The following is a 16,297-nucleotide window of genomic DNA, read 5'->3' as shown; positions in this document are numbered from 1 at the left end:
ACGAAGCTCTCCTGCGGTCTGGGGTGGCTTGTCAAGGCATCTTTCCCGCCTTGACAAGCCACCCCAGACCGTCAGCACAATCAAGCTTCGGGGTGCCCCACCGCACTCCCCAAGGCAATGTCGCCGCCAGGCGACGAGCCGACAGCGGACCAGCGAGTCTCCCCAGGAAACGCCCCCACCCCGGGGTAACCTCCCCCTTTGTGCGGTCAACCCTCGAACGCCCCTCCGAACGCGTCTGCAACGCGTTCGGCAGCGACGCCGACGCCATCACCCTCCTCCCGGACTCCGAAACCTGGCACGCCGGCGACGTGGTCTTCAAACGCGTCACCGACCGCTCCCAAGCCCTCTGGACCGCCCGAGCCCTGGACTTCGCCGAGGACCCCGGCCTCCGCATCGCCAGACCGGTCCGCTCGCGAGACGGCCGCTGGATCGTCGGAGACTGGTCAGCCTGGCGCTACCTCCCCGGCACCGCCGAACACCGCTGCGACGAAGCGGTTCTCGCGGCAGTACGCCTCCACCGGACAACCGCAGACCTCCCCAGGCCGGACTTCCTCTCCGCCCGCGACGACATCGACGCGGTAGCCGACCGGATCGCCTGGGAAGAACTAGACCGCCCCCTCTCGGAGGAAAAAGGCGGCCGCTGGTTCGAAATCCTCGCCCCGGCCCGCCGTCCGATCAAACTCCCGCACCAGGTCGCGCACGGCGAACTCCTGGCCGGCCTGCTCTTCGACGGTGACGAAGCTCCCGGCGTAGTCGATTTCGTCCCGTACTACCGCCCAGGCGAATGGGGTGCCGCGATCGCCGCGGTCGACTCGCTGATCTGGGGCGGCGCGACCGGAGCTCTCCTGGAGCGCTGGGCCCACCTCCCCGAATGGCCCCAGCTCCTGCTGCGCGCCATCCTCTTCCGCCTCGCCTCGCACGCACTCGACCCCAGGTCCACGAACGCCGCGTTGGACGGCCTGCGCGCGGCGGCCCGCGAGGTCAGCGCGATCCTCTGACTCACTGCGCGCCTCCGCCATGACGGCGGGCAATGTCAACTGCCCGAAACATTCCGGCACGTCGAGGTAACACAGCGTCCTTACCGTCGGGTCATCGCCGACCCGAGGAGCGCCTGTGCCGCACGTCGACACACATTGCCCGTACTGCGCCCTGCAGTGCGGGATGCGCCTGGATGAGACCCGGGTCACCCCAAGGAACTTCCCGGTCAACGCGGGTGGCCTGTGCCAGAAAGGCTGGACCGCCGGCGCCCTGCTGAAATCCGGCGCACGCCTGACCTCGCCGCTGCTCCGCCGAGACGGCGAACTCCAGCCGGTTTCCTGGGGCGAGGCACTGGATTTCGTCGCGGACCGACTGCTTGCCTCGCGCCGCGAACACGGTGCGGATTCGGTCGCCGTGTTCGGCGGCGGCGGGCTTACGAACGAAAAGGCTTACCTGCTCGGGAAATTCGCCCGGATCGCGCTCGGAACGTCGCAAATCGACTACAACGGCCGATTCTGCATGTCCTCCGCCGCCGCGGCCGGGATGCGCGCCTTCGGAGTAGACCGCGGACTCCCGTTCCCGGTAACCGATCTCGCGAACGCGGACGTCGTCCTGCTCGCCGGGGCGAACCCGGCCGAGACGATGCCGCCGTTCATGCAGCATCTGGAAAGCGCGGAACTAATCGTCATCGACCCGCGCCGCACGCCGACCGCCGAGCGGGCCGCGCTGCACCTCGCGCCAGCGCCAGGAACGGATCTTGCACTGGCGTTGGGAATTCTCCACGCGGTCGTCGCCGAAGGACACCTGGACAAGTCCTATGTGGATCTTCGGACGTCCGGGTTTGACGAAATGTGGCGCATCGCCGCCACCTGGTGGCCGGAACGGGTCGAGCGGGTCACCGGGGTCTCGGCCGCAGACCAGCGGCAGGCCGCGGAAATGCTCGCGCGGGCTGGCAACGCGTATGTGCTCACCGGGCGAGGAACGGAACAACACGCCTCCGGAACCGCGACGGTCGGCGGGTGGATCAATCTCGCCCTCGCGCTGGGTTTGCCCGGGCGTGCCGGATCTGGCTTCGGGTGTCTGACCGGACAAGGCAACGGCCAGGGCGGACGCGAGCACGGGCAGAAAGCGGACCAACTGCCTGGTTATCGCAAGATTGACGACCCGGCGGCGCGTGCGCATGTTGCCCAGGTTTGGGGTGTGCAGCCGGAAAGCTTGCCGGGACCGGGGCGTTCCGCGGTCGAGTTGCTCGACGCGCTGGGCGATTCAATCAAGGCCCTGCTGGTGTTCGGAAGCAATCCGGTGGTGTCGGCTCCGCGCTCTTCCCGGGTGCAGGAACGGTTGGCCGGACTGGATCTTCTCGTGGTGGCGGACTTTGTCCTCTCGGAAACCGCGGAGCTGGCCGACGTGGTGTTCCCGGTCCCGCAGTGGGCCGAAGAGGAGGGCACGTTGACCAACCTCGAAGGCCGAGTCCTCTTGCGACAAAGGTCGATCGAGGCACCGGACGGGGTACGCAGCGATCTGTCGCTGTTGCGTGATCTCGCAGTCCGAATTGGACAGCCCGCGGAAAGGTTTCCGGACGACGCGGTGGAGGTTTTCGAGGAGCTGCGAGCCGCGTCGAAGGGCGGAGCCGCGGACTACTCCGGGGTGACTTACCAACGGCTGAGTTCCGGGGAAGCATTGCACTGGCCGGTTCTGGACGAGACACACCCGGGTACGCCGCGAATGTTCCTCGACGGATTCGCGCATCCAGACGGTCGGGCACGGTTCGCCGAGGTTGACCACAGTGGACCTGCGGAACTGCCGGACGAGGTTTTTCCGTTGCAGGCAACGACTGGACGAGTGTTGCAGCACTACCAATCCGGTGCGCAGACCCGCCGGATCGCGGAGTTGACGGCGGTCGTGCCGGAGGCGTTCGTCGAGGTGCACCCGGATACTGCGGCGCGGTCCGGGTTGGCCGACGGAGACCACGCGGTGGTGCGATCGCGGCGCGGGGAGACCGTCGCGCTGGTGCGGTGTGTGCCGTCGATGCGGGCGGACCTCGTCTTCCTGCCGTTCCATTTTCCCGGTGCGGCGCGGGCGAATCTGGTGACCAACCCGGCGCTGGACCCGGTGAGCCGGATGCCGGAGTTCAAGGTGTGCGCGGTGTCGTTGGCGAGGGCGGAAGCATGAGCGCGCGGAACGTCGTCGTCATCGGATACGGGATGGCCGGGGCGCGGCTCGCGGACGAGATCCGGCGGCGCGATCCGGAAGGCGACCGGGTACGGCTGACCGTGCTCGGCGAGGAGGCGCATCCGGCCTACAACCGCGTGCTGCTGTCCACTGTGGTCGCTGGCGGGATGAGCCCGGACACGGTGCGGCTGCACGATTCCGAGTGGGCCGCGCAGACGCGAGTCGATTTGCGGCTCGGAACGCGGGTGACGCGGATCGACCCGATGCGCCGGGTCGTCTGCACTGAAGACGAGGATTTCCCTTACGACGCAGTCGTCCTCGCGACCGGAGCCGCGCCGTGGCTGCCGCCGGTCGAAGGGCTCGAACTCGGACCGGAGGTCGTGGCGTTCCGCACGCTGGACGACTGCGCGCGCATCGTGGACGCCGCACGGCCAGGCGCGCCGGTCGCGGTGCTCGGCGGCGGGTTGCTTGGCTTGGAAGCCGCGCGAGGGCTGGCCGGACGCGGAGCGAACGTGACGGTGGTGCATCCGCAGCCGCATGTGCTGGAACGGCAGCTGGATTCCGGCGCCGGCCGGGTGCTGGCGCGGCGGTTGGCGGAGCTGGGCGTCACGTTCCGCTTCGAAGTGACGGCTGCTCGGCACCTGCCCGGAGACGGTCTCAAACTCGATGACGGCAGCTTCGTTCCCGCTGACCTGGTGGTCGTAGCGGCGGGCGTGCGTCCGGAGACGTCGCTCGCCGAAGCCGCCGGACTGGCGGTGGACCGCGGAATCCTGGTGGACGATCTGCTCCGGACCAGCGACGGCCGGATCCACGCACTGGGCGACTGCGCTCGACACCCGGGTGCGCCGCCGGGATTGGTGCAGCCCGCGTGGGAACAGGCCGCGGTGCTCGCGGACCTGCTCACCGGCTCGGACGCCACGGCACGCTATCGCGGCACCCGCACGGTGACCCGGCTCAAAGCCCGCGACATCGACCTCGCCGCGCTCGGCGAAACGCAGGTGACCAGCGAGGACGCCGCGGCCGAGGTCGTGACCTTCGACGATCCGTCCGGCGGCAGGTACGGCAAGCTCGTCGTCCGTGGCGACCGCGTGACCGGCGCGATCCTGCTCGGCCTGCCGGACGCGGCGGCGACCGTGACGCAGCTGCACGACCGAGGCACGCCGGTCCCCGAAGACCGGCTCGCGGTGCTGCTCGGCCGTGCGCTGCCCGCGGGTGCGCCAACGGCGGCGAGCCCGGCGGATCTTCCTTCGTCCACAGTGATCTGCCGCTGCAACGCGGTGACCAAAGGCCGGCTGATCGAAGCCTGGCGAGGTGGTGCCACCGACGCTGCCGCACTCGCCCGCACTACCCGCGCCACCACGGGATGCGGCAGCTGCCGCGACACGGTCGGCGCGGTCGCGGACTGGCTGGCCGCGCAATGACCGCCCCCCGTAACGAGGAGGACGCCATGACCCGCCGTTGGATCGAGCACTGGGATCCCGAGGACGACGAGTTCTGGGAATCGACCGGCAAGCGCGTCGCCCGGCGCAATCTGTGGTTTTCCGTGTTCTCCGAGCACATCGGCTTCTCGATCTGGACACTGTGGTCGGTCGTGGTGCTGTTCATGGGCCCGGCCTACGGGTTCAGCGCGGCGGACAAATTCCTGCTCGTCTCCACCCCGACGGTGGTCGGCGCGATCATGCGGATCCCGTACACCTTCGCGGTGGCGCGCTTCGGCGGTCGCAATTGGACAGTCATCAGCGCGGTGCTGCTGCTCATTCCGACGGTGCTGACCGCCATCGTGCTGCACCCGGGTACCTCGCTGGGCACGTTCGTTCTGATGGCCGCGCTCGGCGGCGTCGGCGGCGGCAACTTCGCTTCGTCGATGACGAACATCAACACCTTCTATCCCGAACGGCACAAGGGCTGGGCACTCGGGTTGAACGCCGGTGGCGGAAACCTCGGTGTCGCGGTGATTCAGCTCGTCGGACTTCTCGTCATCGGCACCGCTGGTGCGACTGCGCCGCGATTGGTGCTCTACATCTACCTTCCCCTGATCGTCATCGCCGCCACCTGCGCTGCGTTGTTCATGGACAACTTGGCCAGCGTTCGCGGTGACACCAAAGCCATGCGCGAGGTAGTCCGTTATGGACACACCTGGGTCATGTCGCTGCTGTACGTCGGCACGTTCGGTTCCTTCATCGGCTACAGCTTCGCCTTCGGTTTGGTGCTGCAGAACCAGTTCGGCCGGACACCGTTGCAGGCGGCCGCGGTGACGTTCCTCGGTCCGCTGCTGGGTTCGCTGTCGAGGCCGATCGGCGGATGGCTGTCGGACCGCGTCGGCGGCGGCCGCGTCACCTTCGCGACGTTCGGCGCGATGGCGTTGGCGACGGTGGTGCTGGTGCTGGCTTCCTCAGCGGACTCGCTGGCGACATTTACCGCCGCGTTCATCGTTTTGTTCGTGCTCACCGGAATCGGCAACGGATCGACGTACAAGATGATCCCGGCGATCTTCCAGGTCAAGGCGCGAGCAGCGATTCAGGCTGGTGCGGACGAGGCGACGGAATTGCGCAACGCGCGTCGACTGTCCGGTGCGTTGATCGGATTGGCCGGTGCGATCGGTGCGCTGGGCGGGTTGTTCATCAACCTCGCGTTCCGGCAGTCGTTCGCCGACGCGCACAGCGGCGTTCCGGCGTTCGTCGGTTTCTTGGTCTTCTACGCGGTGTGCGTGGGTGTGACGTGGTTCGGCTACCTGCGCAAGCCGGCGGTGCGCGCGCAGGTGGCGTTGGCAGGAGCGGAGGTCTGAAATGCCTACAGTGGTGGTTGCCGGGCACGGCATGGTCGCGCACCGGTTCGTGGAGGCACTTCGTGCGGCCGACAAGGCGGGCGAGTGGCGGGTCGTCGTCTTCGGCGAGGAGAACCGTCCCGCTTACGACCGGGTCGCGCTTACCTCCTATGTGGACAGTTGGGATCCGGCGGCGTTGGCGTTGCCGGGCTCCGACTACGCGGACGATGACACGGTCGACCTTCGGCTTGGCGAAGTCGTCGTATCGGTGGATCGCGAAGCCAAGACGGTGACGTCGGCTTCCGGACAGGTCGAGTCGTACGACTCGCTGGTGCTGGCTACCGGCTCGCGTCCGTTCGTGCCGCCGGTGCCGGGCCGGGATCTGCCGGGCGTGTTCGTGTACCGGACGATCGAAGACCTCGACGCGATTCGGGCCGCTGCAGAACGGCAGGGTCGTGGCCGCCGGGCGGCGATGGTGATCGGTGGCGGTCTCCTCGGTCTGGAGGCGGCCAAGGCATTGCGGGACATGGGGTTGTCGCCGCACGTGGTGGAGATGGCACCGCGGCTGATGCCGTTGCAGGTCGACGATGGCGGCGGCGGCCTGTTGCGGCGGCTCATCACGAACCTTGACGTGACTGTCCACACCGGAACTTCGACGGATGCGATCGAGGCGGACGGTACGCGGTTGCTGGCTCGGTTGGGCAACGGCACGGAGCTGGACGTCGACCTGGTGGTCTTCTCCGCCGGGGTCCGTCCTCGGGACGACTTGGCCCGCGAGTCCGGTTTGGACGTTGGCGAGCGCGGCGGCGTGCTGGTCGACGCGACGTGCCGGACCAGCGATTCGGCGGTGTACGCGATCGGCGAGTGCGCGGCGGTCGAAGGCCGGGTGTACGGCATCGTCGCGCCGGGGTACGCGATGGCGGAGGTGGTCGCGGCGCAGCTCACCGGCACGACGGCGAGCTTCCCCGAACCGGACACCGCGACGAAGCTGAAGCTGATGGGCGTGGACGTCGCCAGCTTCGGCGACGCGCACGCGGCCACCGAAGGAGCGCTGGAAGTCGCGGTGAACGACGCCGTGGCCGGGACGTACAAGAAGCTGGTGGTGACCGACGACGGCCGGACGCTGCTCGGCGGGGTCCTGGTCGGCGACGCGGCGGAGTACAACACGCTGCGTGCGCTGGTCGGGCGTCCGCTGCCCGCTGACCCGGGCGCGTTGCTCGCCCCGGCCGGCGGCGGTACGGCGGTCGGCGTGGACGCGTTGCCGGACGAGGCGCAGGTCTGTTCGTGCAACGGGGTTTCCAAGGGCGCGCTGACCCGGGCGATCACTGAGGACGGTTGTGATTCGGTCGGGAAGCTGAAGGCGTGCACGCGCGCGGGAACGTCGTGCGGCTCGTGCGTGCCGATGCTGGCGAAGCTGCTGAACGCGTGCGGCGTCGAGCAGTCGAAGGCGTTGTGCGAACACTTCACGCAGTCTCGTGCGGAGCTGTTCGAGATCATCCGTGCGACGCAAATGACGACGTTCAGCGAGGTAGTGAGCCGGTACGGCACCGGGACGGGGTGCGCGGTGTGCAAGCCCGCGGTGGCGTCGATCCTGGCGACGCTGGGCAACGGGCACATTCTCGGCGGCGAGCAGGCGGCGCTGCAGGACACGAACGACCGGTTCCTGGCGAACATGCAGCGCAACGGCAGCTATTCGGTGGTGCCGCGGATTCCCGGCGGCGAGATCACGCCGGAGAAACTGATGGTGATCGCGCAGGTTGCGCAGGATTTCGGGTTGTACACGAAGATCACCGGCGGACAGCGGATCGACCTGTTCGGGGCCACTGTGGACCAGCTGCCGGACATCTGGCGGCGACTGGTCGATGCGGGCTTCGAGTCCGGGCACGCATACGGAAAGTCGTTGCGGACAGTTAAATCCTGTGTCGGCTCGACCTGGTGCCGCTACGGGGTGCAGGACAGCGTGGGACTGGCGATCGATCTGGAGCTGCGGTATCGCGGACTGCGGTCACCGCACAAGATCAAGGCCGGAGTATCGGGTTGTGCGCGTGAATGCGCCGAAGCGCGCGGCAAGGACTTCGGCGTGATCGCCACCGAACACGGATGGAACCTTTACGTCGGCGGCAATGGCGGAGCGACGCCACGACACGCGGAACTGCTGGTGTCTGATGTGGACACCGAAACGCTGGTGCGCACGATTGACCGGTTCCTGATGTTCTACGTGCGCACGGCGGATCGGTTGCAGCGCACGGCACCGTGGATCGAGGAGCTCGACGGCGGGCTCGACCACCTGCGTGCGGTGATCGTGGACGACAGCCTCGGCATCTGCGAGGACCTGGACGCGGCGATGGCGAAACACATCGAGGGTTACACCGACGAATGGCGAGGAGTGTTGGAGGATCCGGACAAGCTGGCGCGGTTCAGTTCGTTCGTGAACGCGCCGGGGACGCCGGACCCGTCGATCTCGTTCCGCGCGGAGCGGGAGCAGAAGATCCCGGTGCTGCTGGGAGTTCCGGAGGTGCGGCGATGACCATGACTTCATCCTGGACCGCGGTGTGCGCGGCGGCGGAGATCCCGGAGTTCTCCGGAGCGGCGGCGCTGATCGACGGCCAGCAGGTCGCGGTGTTCCATGCCGGCGACGGCTGGTACGCACTGTCCAATTGGGACCCGTGCAGCGGCGCGGCGGTGCTGTCGCGTGGGATCGTCGGCGACGCCGGGGGAGAGCCGGTGGTCGCGTCACCGGTTTACAAGGAACGGTTCTCGCTTCGCAGCGGCGCGTGTCTCGACGCGGAAGGCGTTTCGGTGCCGGTGTATCCGGTTCGAGTACGGGACGGGGTGATCGAGGTGGGCTCGCCGTGACGGACGTCCGGCCGTTGGCCGGGTTCACGGTGGGAATCACGGCAGCGCGCCGAGCTGAAGAGCTGGGCGCGCTGCTTGTGCGCCAGGGTGCGGCCGTCCGGTACGGACCGGCGATCCGGATCGTGCCGCTGGCCGACGACACCGAACTGCACGCGGCGACGATGCGATTGCTGGAGTCCCCAGTGGACATCATGGTGGCGACGACCGGGATCGGCTTCCGCGGCTGGATCGAGGCCGCGGAAGGCTGGGGTCTCGGCGAAAAGGTGCTGGACCATCTGTCGAACGCCTCTTTGCTCACTCGCGGTCCGAAGGCAGCCGGGGCGGTGCGTACGGCCGGGTTAGCGGAGAACTACTCGCCCGCGTCGGAGAGCAGTGCGGAGCTGTTGCAGTACCTCACGCAGTCCGGAGTGGACGGACGACGGATCGCGTTGCAGTTACACGGCGAGCCATTGCCGTACTTCGCGGAGACTCTTCGGCAGGCGGGGGCCGAGGTGATCGAGATCCCGGTGTACCGCTGGGTGGCGCCGGCCGACCCCGGGCCGCTGGACCGGCTGCTGGACGCGGTCCTGGAAGGCACGATCGACGCGTTGCCGTTCACCAGTGCGCCCGCTGCCGCGTCCACTGTCGCGATGGCGCGGCGGACCGGCCGTCTCGCCGCGTTGATCGAGGTGTTGAGCACCCGCGTGGTCGTGGCGTGCGTAGGCCCGATCGCGGCCGCGCCGCTCGCTTCGCTCGGCATTCCGACCGTCCAACCGAGACGGTCGCGGATCGGAGCGCTGGCGAGAACGGTCGCGGACGCCCTGGTCACCGCCTCGCCGACGCTGTATGCCGCCGGACATGTGTTGCAGATCCGCGGCACTGGCGCGTTGGTGGACGGCGAATGGCGCGAGATCGCTCCAGCCCCGATGGCGCTTCTGCGTGCGCTCGCGCGGCAGCCCGGCCGGGTGGTCGCGCGCCGGGAGTTGTCCGCCGAGCTTCCGTCCGGCGGCGAGGCGCATGCGGTGGAGACGGCGATCGGCCGGTTGCGGACGTCTCTCGGCGGTGCCGGTGTGGTGCAGACGGTGGTCAAGCGCGGGTACCGGCTGGCAGTGAATCCCGGCGACACCCCAGCGTCGATCGGCTAGCCTCGGCACGGTGTGGATGGTCCCGATTCCGCCGGGAACGGTGACGCTCACCGACCGGCGGACAGAACGCAGTTGGACGGTCGACGTGCCCGCTTTCGAGCTTGGCGCGTTTCCGGTCACCCAGGAGCAATACGACGGCGGCGATGATCTCCCCGCTGTAGAGGTGTCCTGGTTGGACGCGGTGCGGTTTTGCAACACACTGTCCGAACGGGACGGACTGGCACCGGCGTATCGCCTTGACGGCGGAGAAGTGGCGTGGGACCGGGCCGCGTCCGGCTACCGGCTGCCTACTGAAGCCGAATGGGAACACGCCTGCCGCGCGGGAACCGAGGGACCGAGGTACGGCGACCTGGACGAGATCGCCTGGTACGAAGGAAACTCCGGCGATCGCCTGCATCCGCCTGGCGAGAAGCGTCCGAACGCCTGGGGTGTTTACGATCTGCTGGGCAACACGTGGGACTGGTGCTGGGATCTCTACGATCCGGCGGTCTACGGCGAGTACCGGGTGCTCAAGGGCGGCGGCTGGGCGGACGAGCACTGGAGCGTCCGGGTGTCCGTGCGTCGTCGGAGCCACCCAACGTTCCGGGTGGACGACGTCGGCTTTCGCGTCGCGAAGTCCAGTTAGGACTGCGCGGAGTCCCACCAGGACAGAATGCGGGTGCCGTACAACGTGAGCCACTTCGAAGGTTCACCGGCCGGGACGTCGACCTCGAACCACATGTCGCCGGGCAATCTGCCGTCCTGCAACCAAGTTCCGTCTGGTTGCCGGGCGGCGCGAACCCGTTCCACGGCGTCGGCGAGGCGCGGGTCGGGCGGAATGTCGTCCACGATGGCGGCTTCGCGGAAGTATTCGAGGGCGTTGATCGCGCTGTAGTGCCACCGCGTCGGGTACGTGAAGTGGTCGACCCAGGGAGCCACCTGTTCGCCGGTCGAAAGCCGATAGAGCAGACGACGCTTCAGCAGGTACTCCTCACCGGCGCGGCGGGCGGCGTGCGTCTCGTCGGTACCGCCGGTCGCGATGTCGTAGGCGAGCAAGCCTTTCACCGCGTTCAGCGTCGAGTGGAAGGACGAGCGCTTCGAGTCCTCGACCCATTCGCAGTTCCAGCCGCCGTCGGCCATCTGGTGCTCGGTGAACCAGCGGGCGAGCCCGGAGACGTCGACGCCGAGCCAGCCGCCGTTCGCGATCGTCCAGGCGTTGATGCAGACGTCGACCTCGCCGCCCCAGTACGGTAAATCGTCGTATTCCCACCGGGAATTCTCCGCGAGCAATTCAGCGGTGCGATTGGCGCGCAAGACCGCCGGGTCCATTCCCCATTCCCGCAGCATGTTGAGCGACCAGGTGGTGGCTGTCCACGGCTGCCCGGTATCGGGACCGGGGGTGAATCGCGCCGGGAAGTAAGCACCGCCCGCCCACTGACCGTCCGGGTCCTGCCGGGCGAGGAGCTGCGCGCCGAAGCCCTCGGTCGCGATCTTGTGCCGGGTGGCCGTCCAGACCTCGGGCGGCGCGTCCGCCAAGTCCCGTTCGACCTGCCAGCGCAGCGTCGGGTCTGAGTCGAGCAGCCATTTCAGCACGTCAGAAACTGTAGCCCGCCGGTCAAGCCCAGGTCACGGAAAAGTCCTGGTAGCCCCGCGCGGTCGCGGCCCGGGCCGCCTCGTCCTCGGCCGCCGCGCGGTCCGGGCGGCGGAGCGGATCGAATTCGGCCAGCGTGAAAGTCAGCCGTTTGCCGGACGCCTTCATCCGCCAAGTGCCCAGAATCTCGCCGTCGACCAAAAGCGCACCCGGGCTGCCGAGAATTTTCCACACCTCTTTCGCCCGCGCTTTGTCCGGAACGAGGACGGCTTTGTCGCGGCCCTGCGTGTACGGATCGAGCGGCGGCAACAGGCGTACTCCGGCAGGCGACGGCGGGTTCTCCAGCGCGGCCAACCGGTCATTCGGGATGAAGGCCCGGCGGCGGTCCACTTTGACCTCGGTGACCGCGGCAGGCCACGTTTCGTTGATGCACGTCTTCGCGGTGCCGACGAAACCGGCCGCGTCGCCCGGCGTCGCGGGTCCGTTGAAGCGCAAATACTGCTCAAGCACCCGCGAAACCGCCGCCGGCACCGGGCGGGTGGACATTCGTCCGCGACCCTCCAGCGGTGCGAGCGTCGCGGGACTCTGCCCGGCTTCGAGCCGAGTGCCGCCGTGGAGGGCCGCGACACGCATGAGCTGTTCGTGCACGTGGGTGACATTGCAGGGACGGCACCAGCGGCTGAACGAGGGCGGCAACAACTTCGTGATTTCCCCGCTCACCGCGCCCTTGGTCATCGGCTTGGTGACCACCTTGCGGATCGCCCGCGCGGTGGTGAACACAATGTCCACTGGGGACTCCGCTGCCGCCTGGATGTCCTTCTTCTGCCACAACATTCGCGCCAGCGCGTCCGGATCGCCGATGGGCACCAAAGCGGCCGCCAGCTCCGGCAGATCCACGCGCCGGTGGAAATGCGGCGCGCCCCGGTGCGACCACACCAGGGCGAGCCGCTGATCGTCCACAAGAGACTCCGGCGTGACCGGATCAGGCATCCGGGCCGCCAGCGAGAGCAAAGCGGTGTCGCGCATGCTGTCCTGCAGACCCAGGTCCAGCAGCGGCAAGTCGTACGGATCGGCAACGGAGCGGTGCAGCCCCTGCTCGGCGATCCGGTACGCCAGCGCCTGTTCGCGCGACACCTCCAGCATCCCGGCCTCCTTCAGAGCGTGTAATCGAAGGTGTACGACACCGTCGGCTCGCCCAGTACGCCGTGCACTGTCCCGGAGCCGCCGATGCCGGCCAGTTCGCCGGTGCCGGAGCCCGGCACGACCTCGAATTTCGAGCTGATGCTCTTCGGGTCGAAGCTCCACTCCTGGCGGACGACGAACGTGCCGCGGCGGCCGTCGACAGTGCCCTCGAACCGGTCGTAGCCCGGCGACGTGGTCGCGCCGCCGTCGTAGCCCTCGCCCGGGTAGTACAGCAGGTAGTCGCCCGTGGCCGCACCCTGGATCACGCCCGAGTAGTCCATCGCGGCGTGCACGTACGCGACGCGCGGGCCGCCCTCCTCGCCGCTCGCCACGTGCTCTTCCCACTTCGTCATGCCAAACGTGTTCATCCCGCATACTCAATCACCTATACCTGCCATCTTGTGTCAGGTATTTCAGTCATACTTGCCACATGCGTGCCGGCCGTTTGCTCACCGTGCTTCTCCTGCTGCAGAACCGCGGCCGGATGACCGCCGAGGAACTGGCCGCTGAGCTGGAGGTTTCGGTCCGGACCGTGTACCGGGACATCGAGGCGCTGTCGGCCTCGGGCGTGCCGGTCTACGCCGACCGCGGCCGCAGCGGCGGCTACCAGCTCGTCGACGGCTACCGGACCCGGCTGACCGGGCTCAACGAGGACGAAGCCCAGTCGCTGGCGCTGGCCGGGCTCCCGGTGGCGGCCGCGGAGCTGGGGCTCGGCACGGTGCTCGCGGCGGCGCAGCTGAAGCTGTACGCCGCGTTGCCGCACGAGCTGCGAAGCCGCGCCGGCCGCGTCGCCGAACGCTTCTACCTCGACGTTCCCGGCTGGCATCGCGGCATCGAAAGCCTGCCGACCCTGTCCGCGGTCGCCGACGCGGTGTGGGCCGGGCGACGGGTCCGCGTCCGGTACGAACGATGGGGCCAGCGCGAGGTCGAGCGGGTGCTGGAGCCGCTCGGGCTGATCCTCAAAGCAGGCAACTGGTACCTCGCCGCCCGGTGCGAGGGGACCGATCGCACCTACCGGATTTCGCGCATCCACGAGCTGACCGACCTCGGCGAGGAGTTCGAGCGACCGGCGGAATTCGACCTCGCTCGTTACTGGCAGGAGTGGTCGGAGCAGTTTGAACGCCGGATGTACCCCCGAAAGGCGACAGTCCGCCTCTCGCCGAGGGCCCAAGCTCTCGTACCGTTCTACGCGGGCAGCGTCGGTGCCCGGGCGCTGCGCGAGGCAACCGCCGCCGGAGCGGAACCGGACAGCGACGGATGGTTGACAATCGACCTGCCGGTCGAACCGGGAGAAGCCGCGATCGGCGAACTGCTGCGGTTCGGGCCGCATCTGGAGGTGCTCGCGCCGGAGGGTCTGCGGACGGAACTGGCGGCTGCGATCCGGGAGATGGGGCAGGCGTATGAGTGAGTGCGGCGGGTTCGGCTGGCTGCCCGCCTTTGCCGGAGACGGGACGAGCGGATGAGCGAGCTGATCAGGTTTTCGCAAGAGACGGGGCAAGCGAATGGGTGAGCTGGACGGCGTGCGGATCGGCGTCACGGCCGAGCGGCGCGCGGACGACCTGATCGGCGCGTTGCTCCGGCACGGCGCGGAAGTGCGGCACGCGCCGACGATCACGATCGTCCCGTTGGCCGGCGATCCGGAACTGCGTCGCGGCACCGAAGCCGTCCTCGCCGCGCCGGTCGACCTCACCGCGGTCACCACCGGGGCCGGGTTCCGCGGCTGGCTCGACGCGGCCGAGGGCTGGGGACTTCGCGAGGCGCTGCTGGACGCACTGGCCGGGTCGCGCATCTTCGCGCGCGGGCCTAAAGCGGTCGGTGCGGTGCGGGGCGTCGGCCTGCGCGAGGAGTACTCCGCGCCCGGCGAGACCAACGACGAGCTGTTCGGCGCGCTCACCGAAGCCGGTGTCGAGGGCGCGCGCGTCGCGCTGCAACTGCACGGGGCACCGCTACCGGAGTTCACCGATCCGCTCGCCGCGGCCGGGGCGTCGGTGCTCGCCGTGCAGCCTTACCGCTGGCACACCCCGCCGGATGCGGAGCCGGTGTTCTCGTTGATCCGCGAAGTGCTGTCTGGAGAACTAGCCGCGTTGGTGTTCACCAGCGCCCCGGCCGCGACGAATTTCCTGACCCTCGCCGACGAATCCGGCCACGGCGCGGAGCTGCGCGAGACCCTGCGCAGTGGCACGGTCGTCTGCGCGTGCGTCGGTCCGGTGACCGCGGCACCGTTGGAGGCAGCCGGGATCAGCACGTTACAGCCGGAGCGTCAGCGGCTCGGCGCGTTGGTGAAGCTGGTGGTCGCGAAGCTCGGTTAGGACGCTTCGGCCTGCTGTCGTCCCGCAGCCTCTTCGCTGAGGCCTTGTCGCCAGTAGCCGGTGAAGCAGATGGCTGTCTTGTCGAAGCCGCGCTCGCGGACAAGGTGCCGCCGAACGAGCTTCACGACGCCTGCTTCGCCGGAGACCCACGCGTACGGCGTGCCGTTGGGCAGCTCGGCCGCGCGTACGGCGTCTACGAGCGCTTCGCCGTGCGTACGCGCACCGCGGACCACCCAGTGCACCTCGACGACACCGTTGGTCTCGAAGGTCTGTCGCTCCGCGCGGTCCGGAATCTCGACGTACACCAACGCGCGCGCCGACTGCGGCAACCGCTCGAGGATCCCGCCGATCGCCGGCAGCGCGGTTTCGTCGCCGACCAGCAGCTGCCACGTCGTCCCGTCCGGCACGTCGTACAGCCCGTGCGGCCCGAGGAACGCCACCCGGCCGCCGACCTCCGCCTGCCCGGCCCAGGTCGACGCCGGGCCGCCGCTCTCCTCGTGCAGCACGAAGTCGACGTCCACCTCGCCGGTCTCCGGACGCGCCGCGCGCACCGTGTACGTCCGCATCGGCGGCCGGACGTCGTCGGGCATCGCGAGGTACCGGCGATACCAGGACAGGACGTCGTCCTCGCCCACCTCGGCGGGCGGCAGGTGCGGCTCCTCGTCGCCGGGGAGGGGGAAGAACACCTTCACGTACGCGTCCGGCGCCGCCGGGCCCGCCGCCGCGAGCCCCGGGCAGTCGAAGGTGACCCGCGCCATGTGCGGAGTGACCCGCCGGACCGCGGTGACCCTGCCGGGGTGGTAAGTCAGGACGCTCATGAGGTGAGGCTAACCTAAAACAGGCGGGGCGGGCTATGGCCGGGGAGGATGGCGGACGCCACGGTTTCCGGAGTGGGAGGCACCGGTCGGGGTGCGGTCGTGGTCGGCGAAGCAGGGGGGCGGTGAAGCCTCGCCGTGTTCCGGATTGGGAGGCGGCGCCGCTCAAGGGCACCGGATGGTCGGCACGCCGAGGTGCGGGCCTTGGCGCGACGGCCCCGGTCAAGTGCGGCCGGGGCCACGCAGCAGGGTTTCGGCAACGGTCCGTGAAGGGCTCCTTGGGGGAATCGGAGTCCCAGGCCAGGGACTTAAGCCAGGCGGCCTCGGCCTGCGGACTGTCCACACAGGACGCCAATACCGCCGAAACGCCCGATTGATCCCCATCTGACCGGGTCCGTGGGTCTGTGAGGGGCCCCTTGAGGGAATCAGACCTGGATCCACCGAGTCTCTGTTTGTGTTGGGTTTGTTGATGTTGTTGGTGGGTTTGCGGGTGGGGCCGGGTGTGTGGGCGTGCTGGTGTGGCTGGC

The 16,297-nt window shown here is 68.8% G+C and carries 14 protein-coding genes; 10 read left to right on the top strand and 4 right to left on the bottom strand.

Going from position 1 to position 16,297, the window contains the following annotated elements:
- Positions 1 to 200: 200 nt before the first annotated feature.
- The 8 genes from PUT80_RS45100 to PUT80_RS45065 all read left to right on the top strand — a co-directional run bounded on the left by PUT80_RS45100 (position 201) and on the right by PUT80_RS45065 (position 10,519).
- Positions 201 to 998, top strand: coding sequence for a TIGR02569 family protein (locus PUT80_RS45100; protein WP_275295803.1), 798 nt, complete (start codon positions 201 to 203; stop codon positions 996 to 998).
- A 115-nt stretch (positions 999 to 1,113) separates the two neighbouring features.
- Positions 1,114 to 3,150: a molybdopterin oxidoreductase family protein gene (locus PUT80_RS45095; protein ID WP_275295802.1), complete on the top strand. Its 2,037-nt coding sequence runs from the start codon at positions 1,114 to 1,116 to the stop codon at positions 3,148 to 3,150.
- Positions 3,147 to 4,571 (top strand): FAD-dependent oxidoreductase, encoded by a 1,425-nt coding sequence (locus PUT80_RS45090; RefSeq protein WP_275295801.1) that lies wholly within the window; start codon positions 3,147 to 3,149, stop codon positions 4,569 to 4,571. The genes PUT80_RS45095 and PUT80_RS45090 overlap by 4 nt, the downstream gene beginning before the upstream one ends.
- A 26-nt stretch (positions 4,572 to 4,597) precedes the next feature.
- Positions 4,598 to 5,935: a nitrate/nitrite transporter gene (locus PUT80_RS45085; RefSeq protein WP_275295800.1), complete on the top strand. Its 1,338-nt coding sequence runs from the start codon at positions 4,598 to 4,600 to the stop codon at positions 5,933 to 5,935.
- Position 5,936: 1 nt separating this feature from the next.
- Entirely contained in the window at positions 5,937 to 8,441 is a 2,505-nt protein-coding gene (nirB, locus tag PUT80_RS45080; RefSeq protein WP_275295799.1) for a nitrite reductase large subunit NirB, read from the top strand.
- Between the two features lie 2 nt (positions 8,442 to 8,443).
- Positions 8,444 to 8,770, top strand: coding sequence for a nitrite reductase small subunit NirD (nirD, locus tag PUT80_RS45075; RefSeq protein WP_275295804.1), 327 nt, complete (start codon positions 8,444 to 8,446; stop codon positions 8,768 to 8,770).
- Positions 8,767 to 9,894: a uroporphyrinogen-III synthase gene (locus PUT80_RS45070; RefSeq protein ID WP_275295798.1), complete on the top strand. Its 1,128-nt coding sequence runs from the start codon at positions 8,767 to 8,769 to the stop codon at positions 9,892 to 9,894. Before nirD ends, PUT80_RS45070 begins: the two co-directional genes overlap by 4 nt.
- Before the next feature lie 10 nt (positions 9,895 to 9,904).
- Complete coding sequence (locus PUT80_RS45065; protein WP_275295797.1) at positions 9,905 to 10,519, top strand: SUMF1/EgtB/PvdO family nonheme iron enzyme; 615 nt, start codon at positions 9,905 to 9,907, stop codon at positions 10,517 to 10,519.
- Here PUT80_RS45065 and PUT80_RS45060 read toward each other — a convergent pair.
- From PUT80_RS45060 to PUT80_RS45050, 3 genes are read right to left on the bottom strand one after another with little or no spacing between them, the layout of a single operon-like run.
- Positions 10,516 to 11,466 (bottom strand): squalene cyclase, encoded by a 951-nt coding sequence (locus PUT80_RS45060; RefSeq protein WP_275295796.1) that lies wholly within the window; start codon positions 11,464 to 11,466, stop codon positions 10,516 to 10,518. The genes PUT80_RS45065 and PUT80_RS45060 overlap by 4 nt on opposite strands.
- A 22-nt stretch (positions 11,467 to 11,488) precedes the next feature.
- Positions 11,489 to 12,607 carry a crosslink repair DNA glycosylase YcaQ family protein gene (locus tag PUT80_RS45055; RefSeq protein WP_275295795.1) on the bottom strand — a complete coding sequence of 373 codons (1,119 nt, stop codon included), beginning with the start codon at positions 12,605 to 12,607 and terminating at the stop codon, positions 11,489 to 11,491.
- Between the two features lie 11 nt (positions 12,608 to 12,618).
- Positions 12,619 to 13,014 (bottom strand): DUF3224 domain-containing protein, encoded by a 396-nt coding sequence (locus PUT80_RS45050; RefSeq protein ID WP_037815834.1) that lies wholly within the window; start codon positions 13,012 to 13,014, stop codon positions 12,619 to 12,621.
- Positions 13,015 to 13,076: 62 nt separating this feature from the next.
- Here PUT80_RS45050 and PUT80_RS45045 point away from each other — a divergent pair, with 62 nt between their 5' ends.
- Positions 13,077 to 14,054 carry a YafY family protein gene (locus PUT80_RS45045; RefSeq protein ID WP_037815832.1) on the top strand — a complete coding sequence of 326 codons (978 nt, stop codon included), beginning with the start codon at positions 13,077 to 13,079 and terminating at the stop codon, positions 14,052 to 14,054.
- 94 nt (positions 14,055 to 14,148) lie between these two features.
- Positions 14,149 to 14,955: a uroporphyrinogen-III synthase gene (locus tag PUT80_RS45040; protein ID WP_275295794.1), complete on the top strand. Its 807-nt coding sequence runs from the start codon at positions 14,149 to 14,151 to the stop codon at positions 14,953 to 14,955.
- On the opposite strand, the gene PUT80_RS45035 is transcribed toward PUT80_RS45040, so the two are convergent.
- The gene (locus PUT80_RS45035; RefSeq protein WP_275295793.1) at positions 14,952 to 15,773 is read right to left on the bottom strand and encodes a siderophore-interacting protein; all 822 of its coding nucleotides are present in this window, start codon (positions 15,771 to 15,773) and stop codon (positions 14,952 to 14,954) included. The genes PUT80_RS45040 and PUT80_RS45035 overlap by 4 nt on opposite strands.
- Positions 15,774 to 16,297 lie beyond the last annotated feature (524 nt).

The organism is Amycolatopsis sp. La24 (assembly GCF_029087445.1).
Lineage (GTDB): Bacteria > Actinomycetota > Actinomycetes > Mycobacteriales > Pseudonocardiaceae > Amycolatopsis > Amycolatopsis nivea.
The sequence above is the reverse complement of the archived record's forward strand: the minus strand, read 5'-3'. Positions and strand labels throughout refer to the sequence as shown.

What these genes read in the sequence shown, in the direction of transcription:
- PUT80_RS45035 (WP_275295793.1), bottom strand. Translation starts at nt 15,773, where the DNA reads ATGAGCGTCCTGACTTACCACCCCGGCAGGGTCACCGCGGTCCGGCGG.
- PUT80_RS45040 (WP_275295794.1), top strand. Translation starts at nt 14,149, where the DNA reads ATGGGTGAGCTGGACGGCGTGCGGATCGGCGTCACGGCCGAGCGGCGC.
- nirD (WP_275295804.1), top strand. Translation starts at nt 8,444, where the DNA reads ATGACTTCATCCTGGACCGCGGTGTGCGCGGCGGCGGAGATCCCGGAG.
- PUT80_RS45055 (WP_275295795.1), bottom strand. Translation starts at nt 12,607, where the DNA reads ATGCTGGAGGTGTCGCGCGAACAGGCGCTGGCGTACCGGATCGCCGAG.
- PUT80_RS45090 (WP_275295801.1), top strand. Translation starts at nt 3,147, where the DNA reads ATGAGCGCGCGGAACGTCGTCGTCATCGGATACGGGATGGCCGGGGCG.
- nirB (WP_275295799.1), top strand. Translation starts at nt 5,937, where the DNA reads ATGCCTACAGTGGTGGTTGCCGGGCACGGCATGGTCGCGCACCGGTTC.
- PUT80_RS45045 (WP_037815832.1), top strand. Translation starts at nt 13,077, where the DNA reads ATGCGTGCCGGCCGTTTGCTCACCGTGCTTCTCCTGCTGCAGAACCGC.
- PUT80_RS45085 (WP_275295800.1), top strand. Translation starts at nt 4,598, where the DNA reads ATGACCCGCCGTTGGATCGAGCACTGGGATCCCGAGGACGACGAGTTC.
- PUT80_RS45050 (WP_037815834.1), bottom strand. Translation starts at nt 13,014, where the DNA reads ATGAACACGTTTGGCATGACGAAGTGGGAAGAGCACGTGGCGAGCGGC.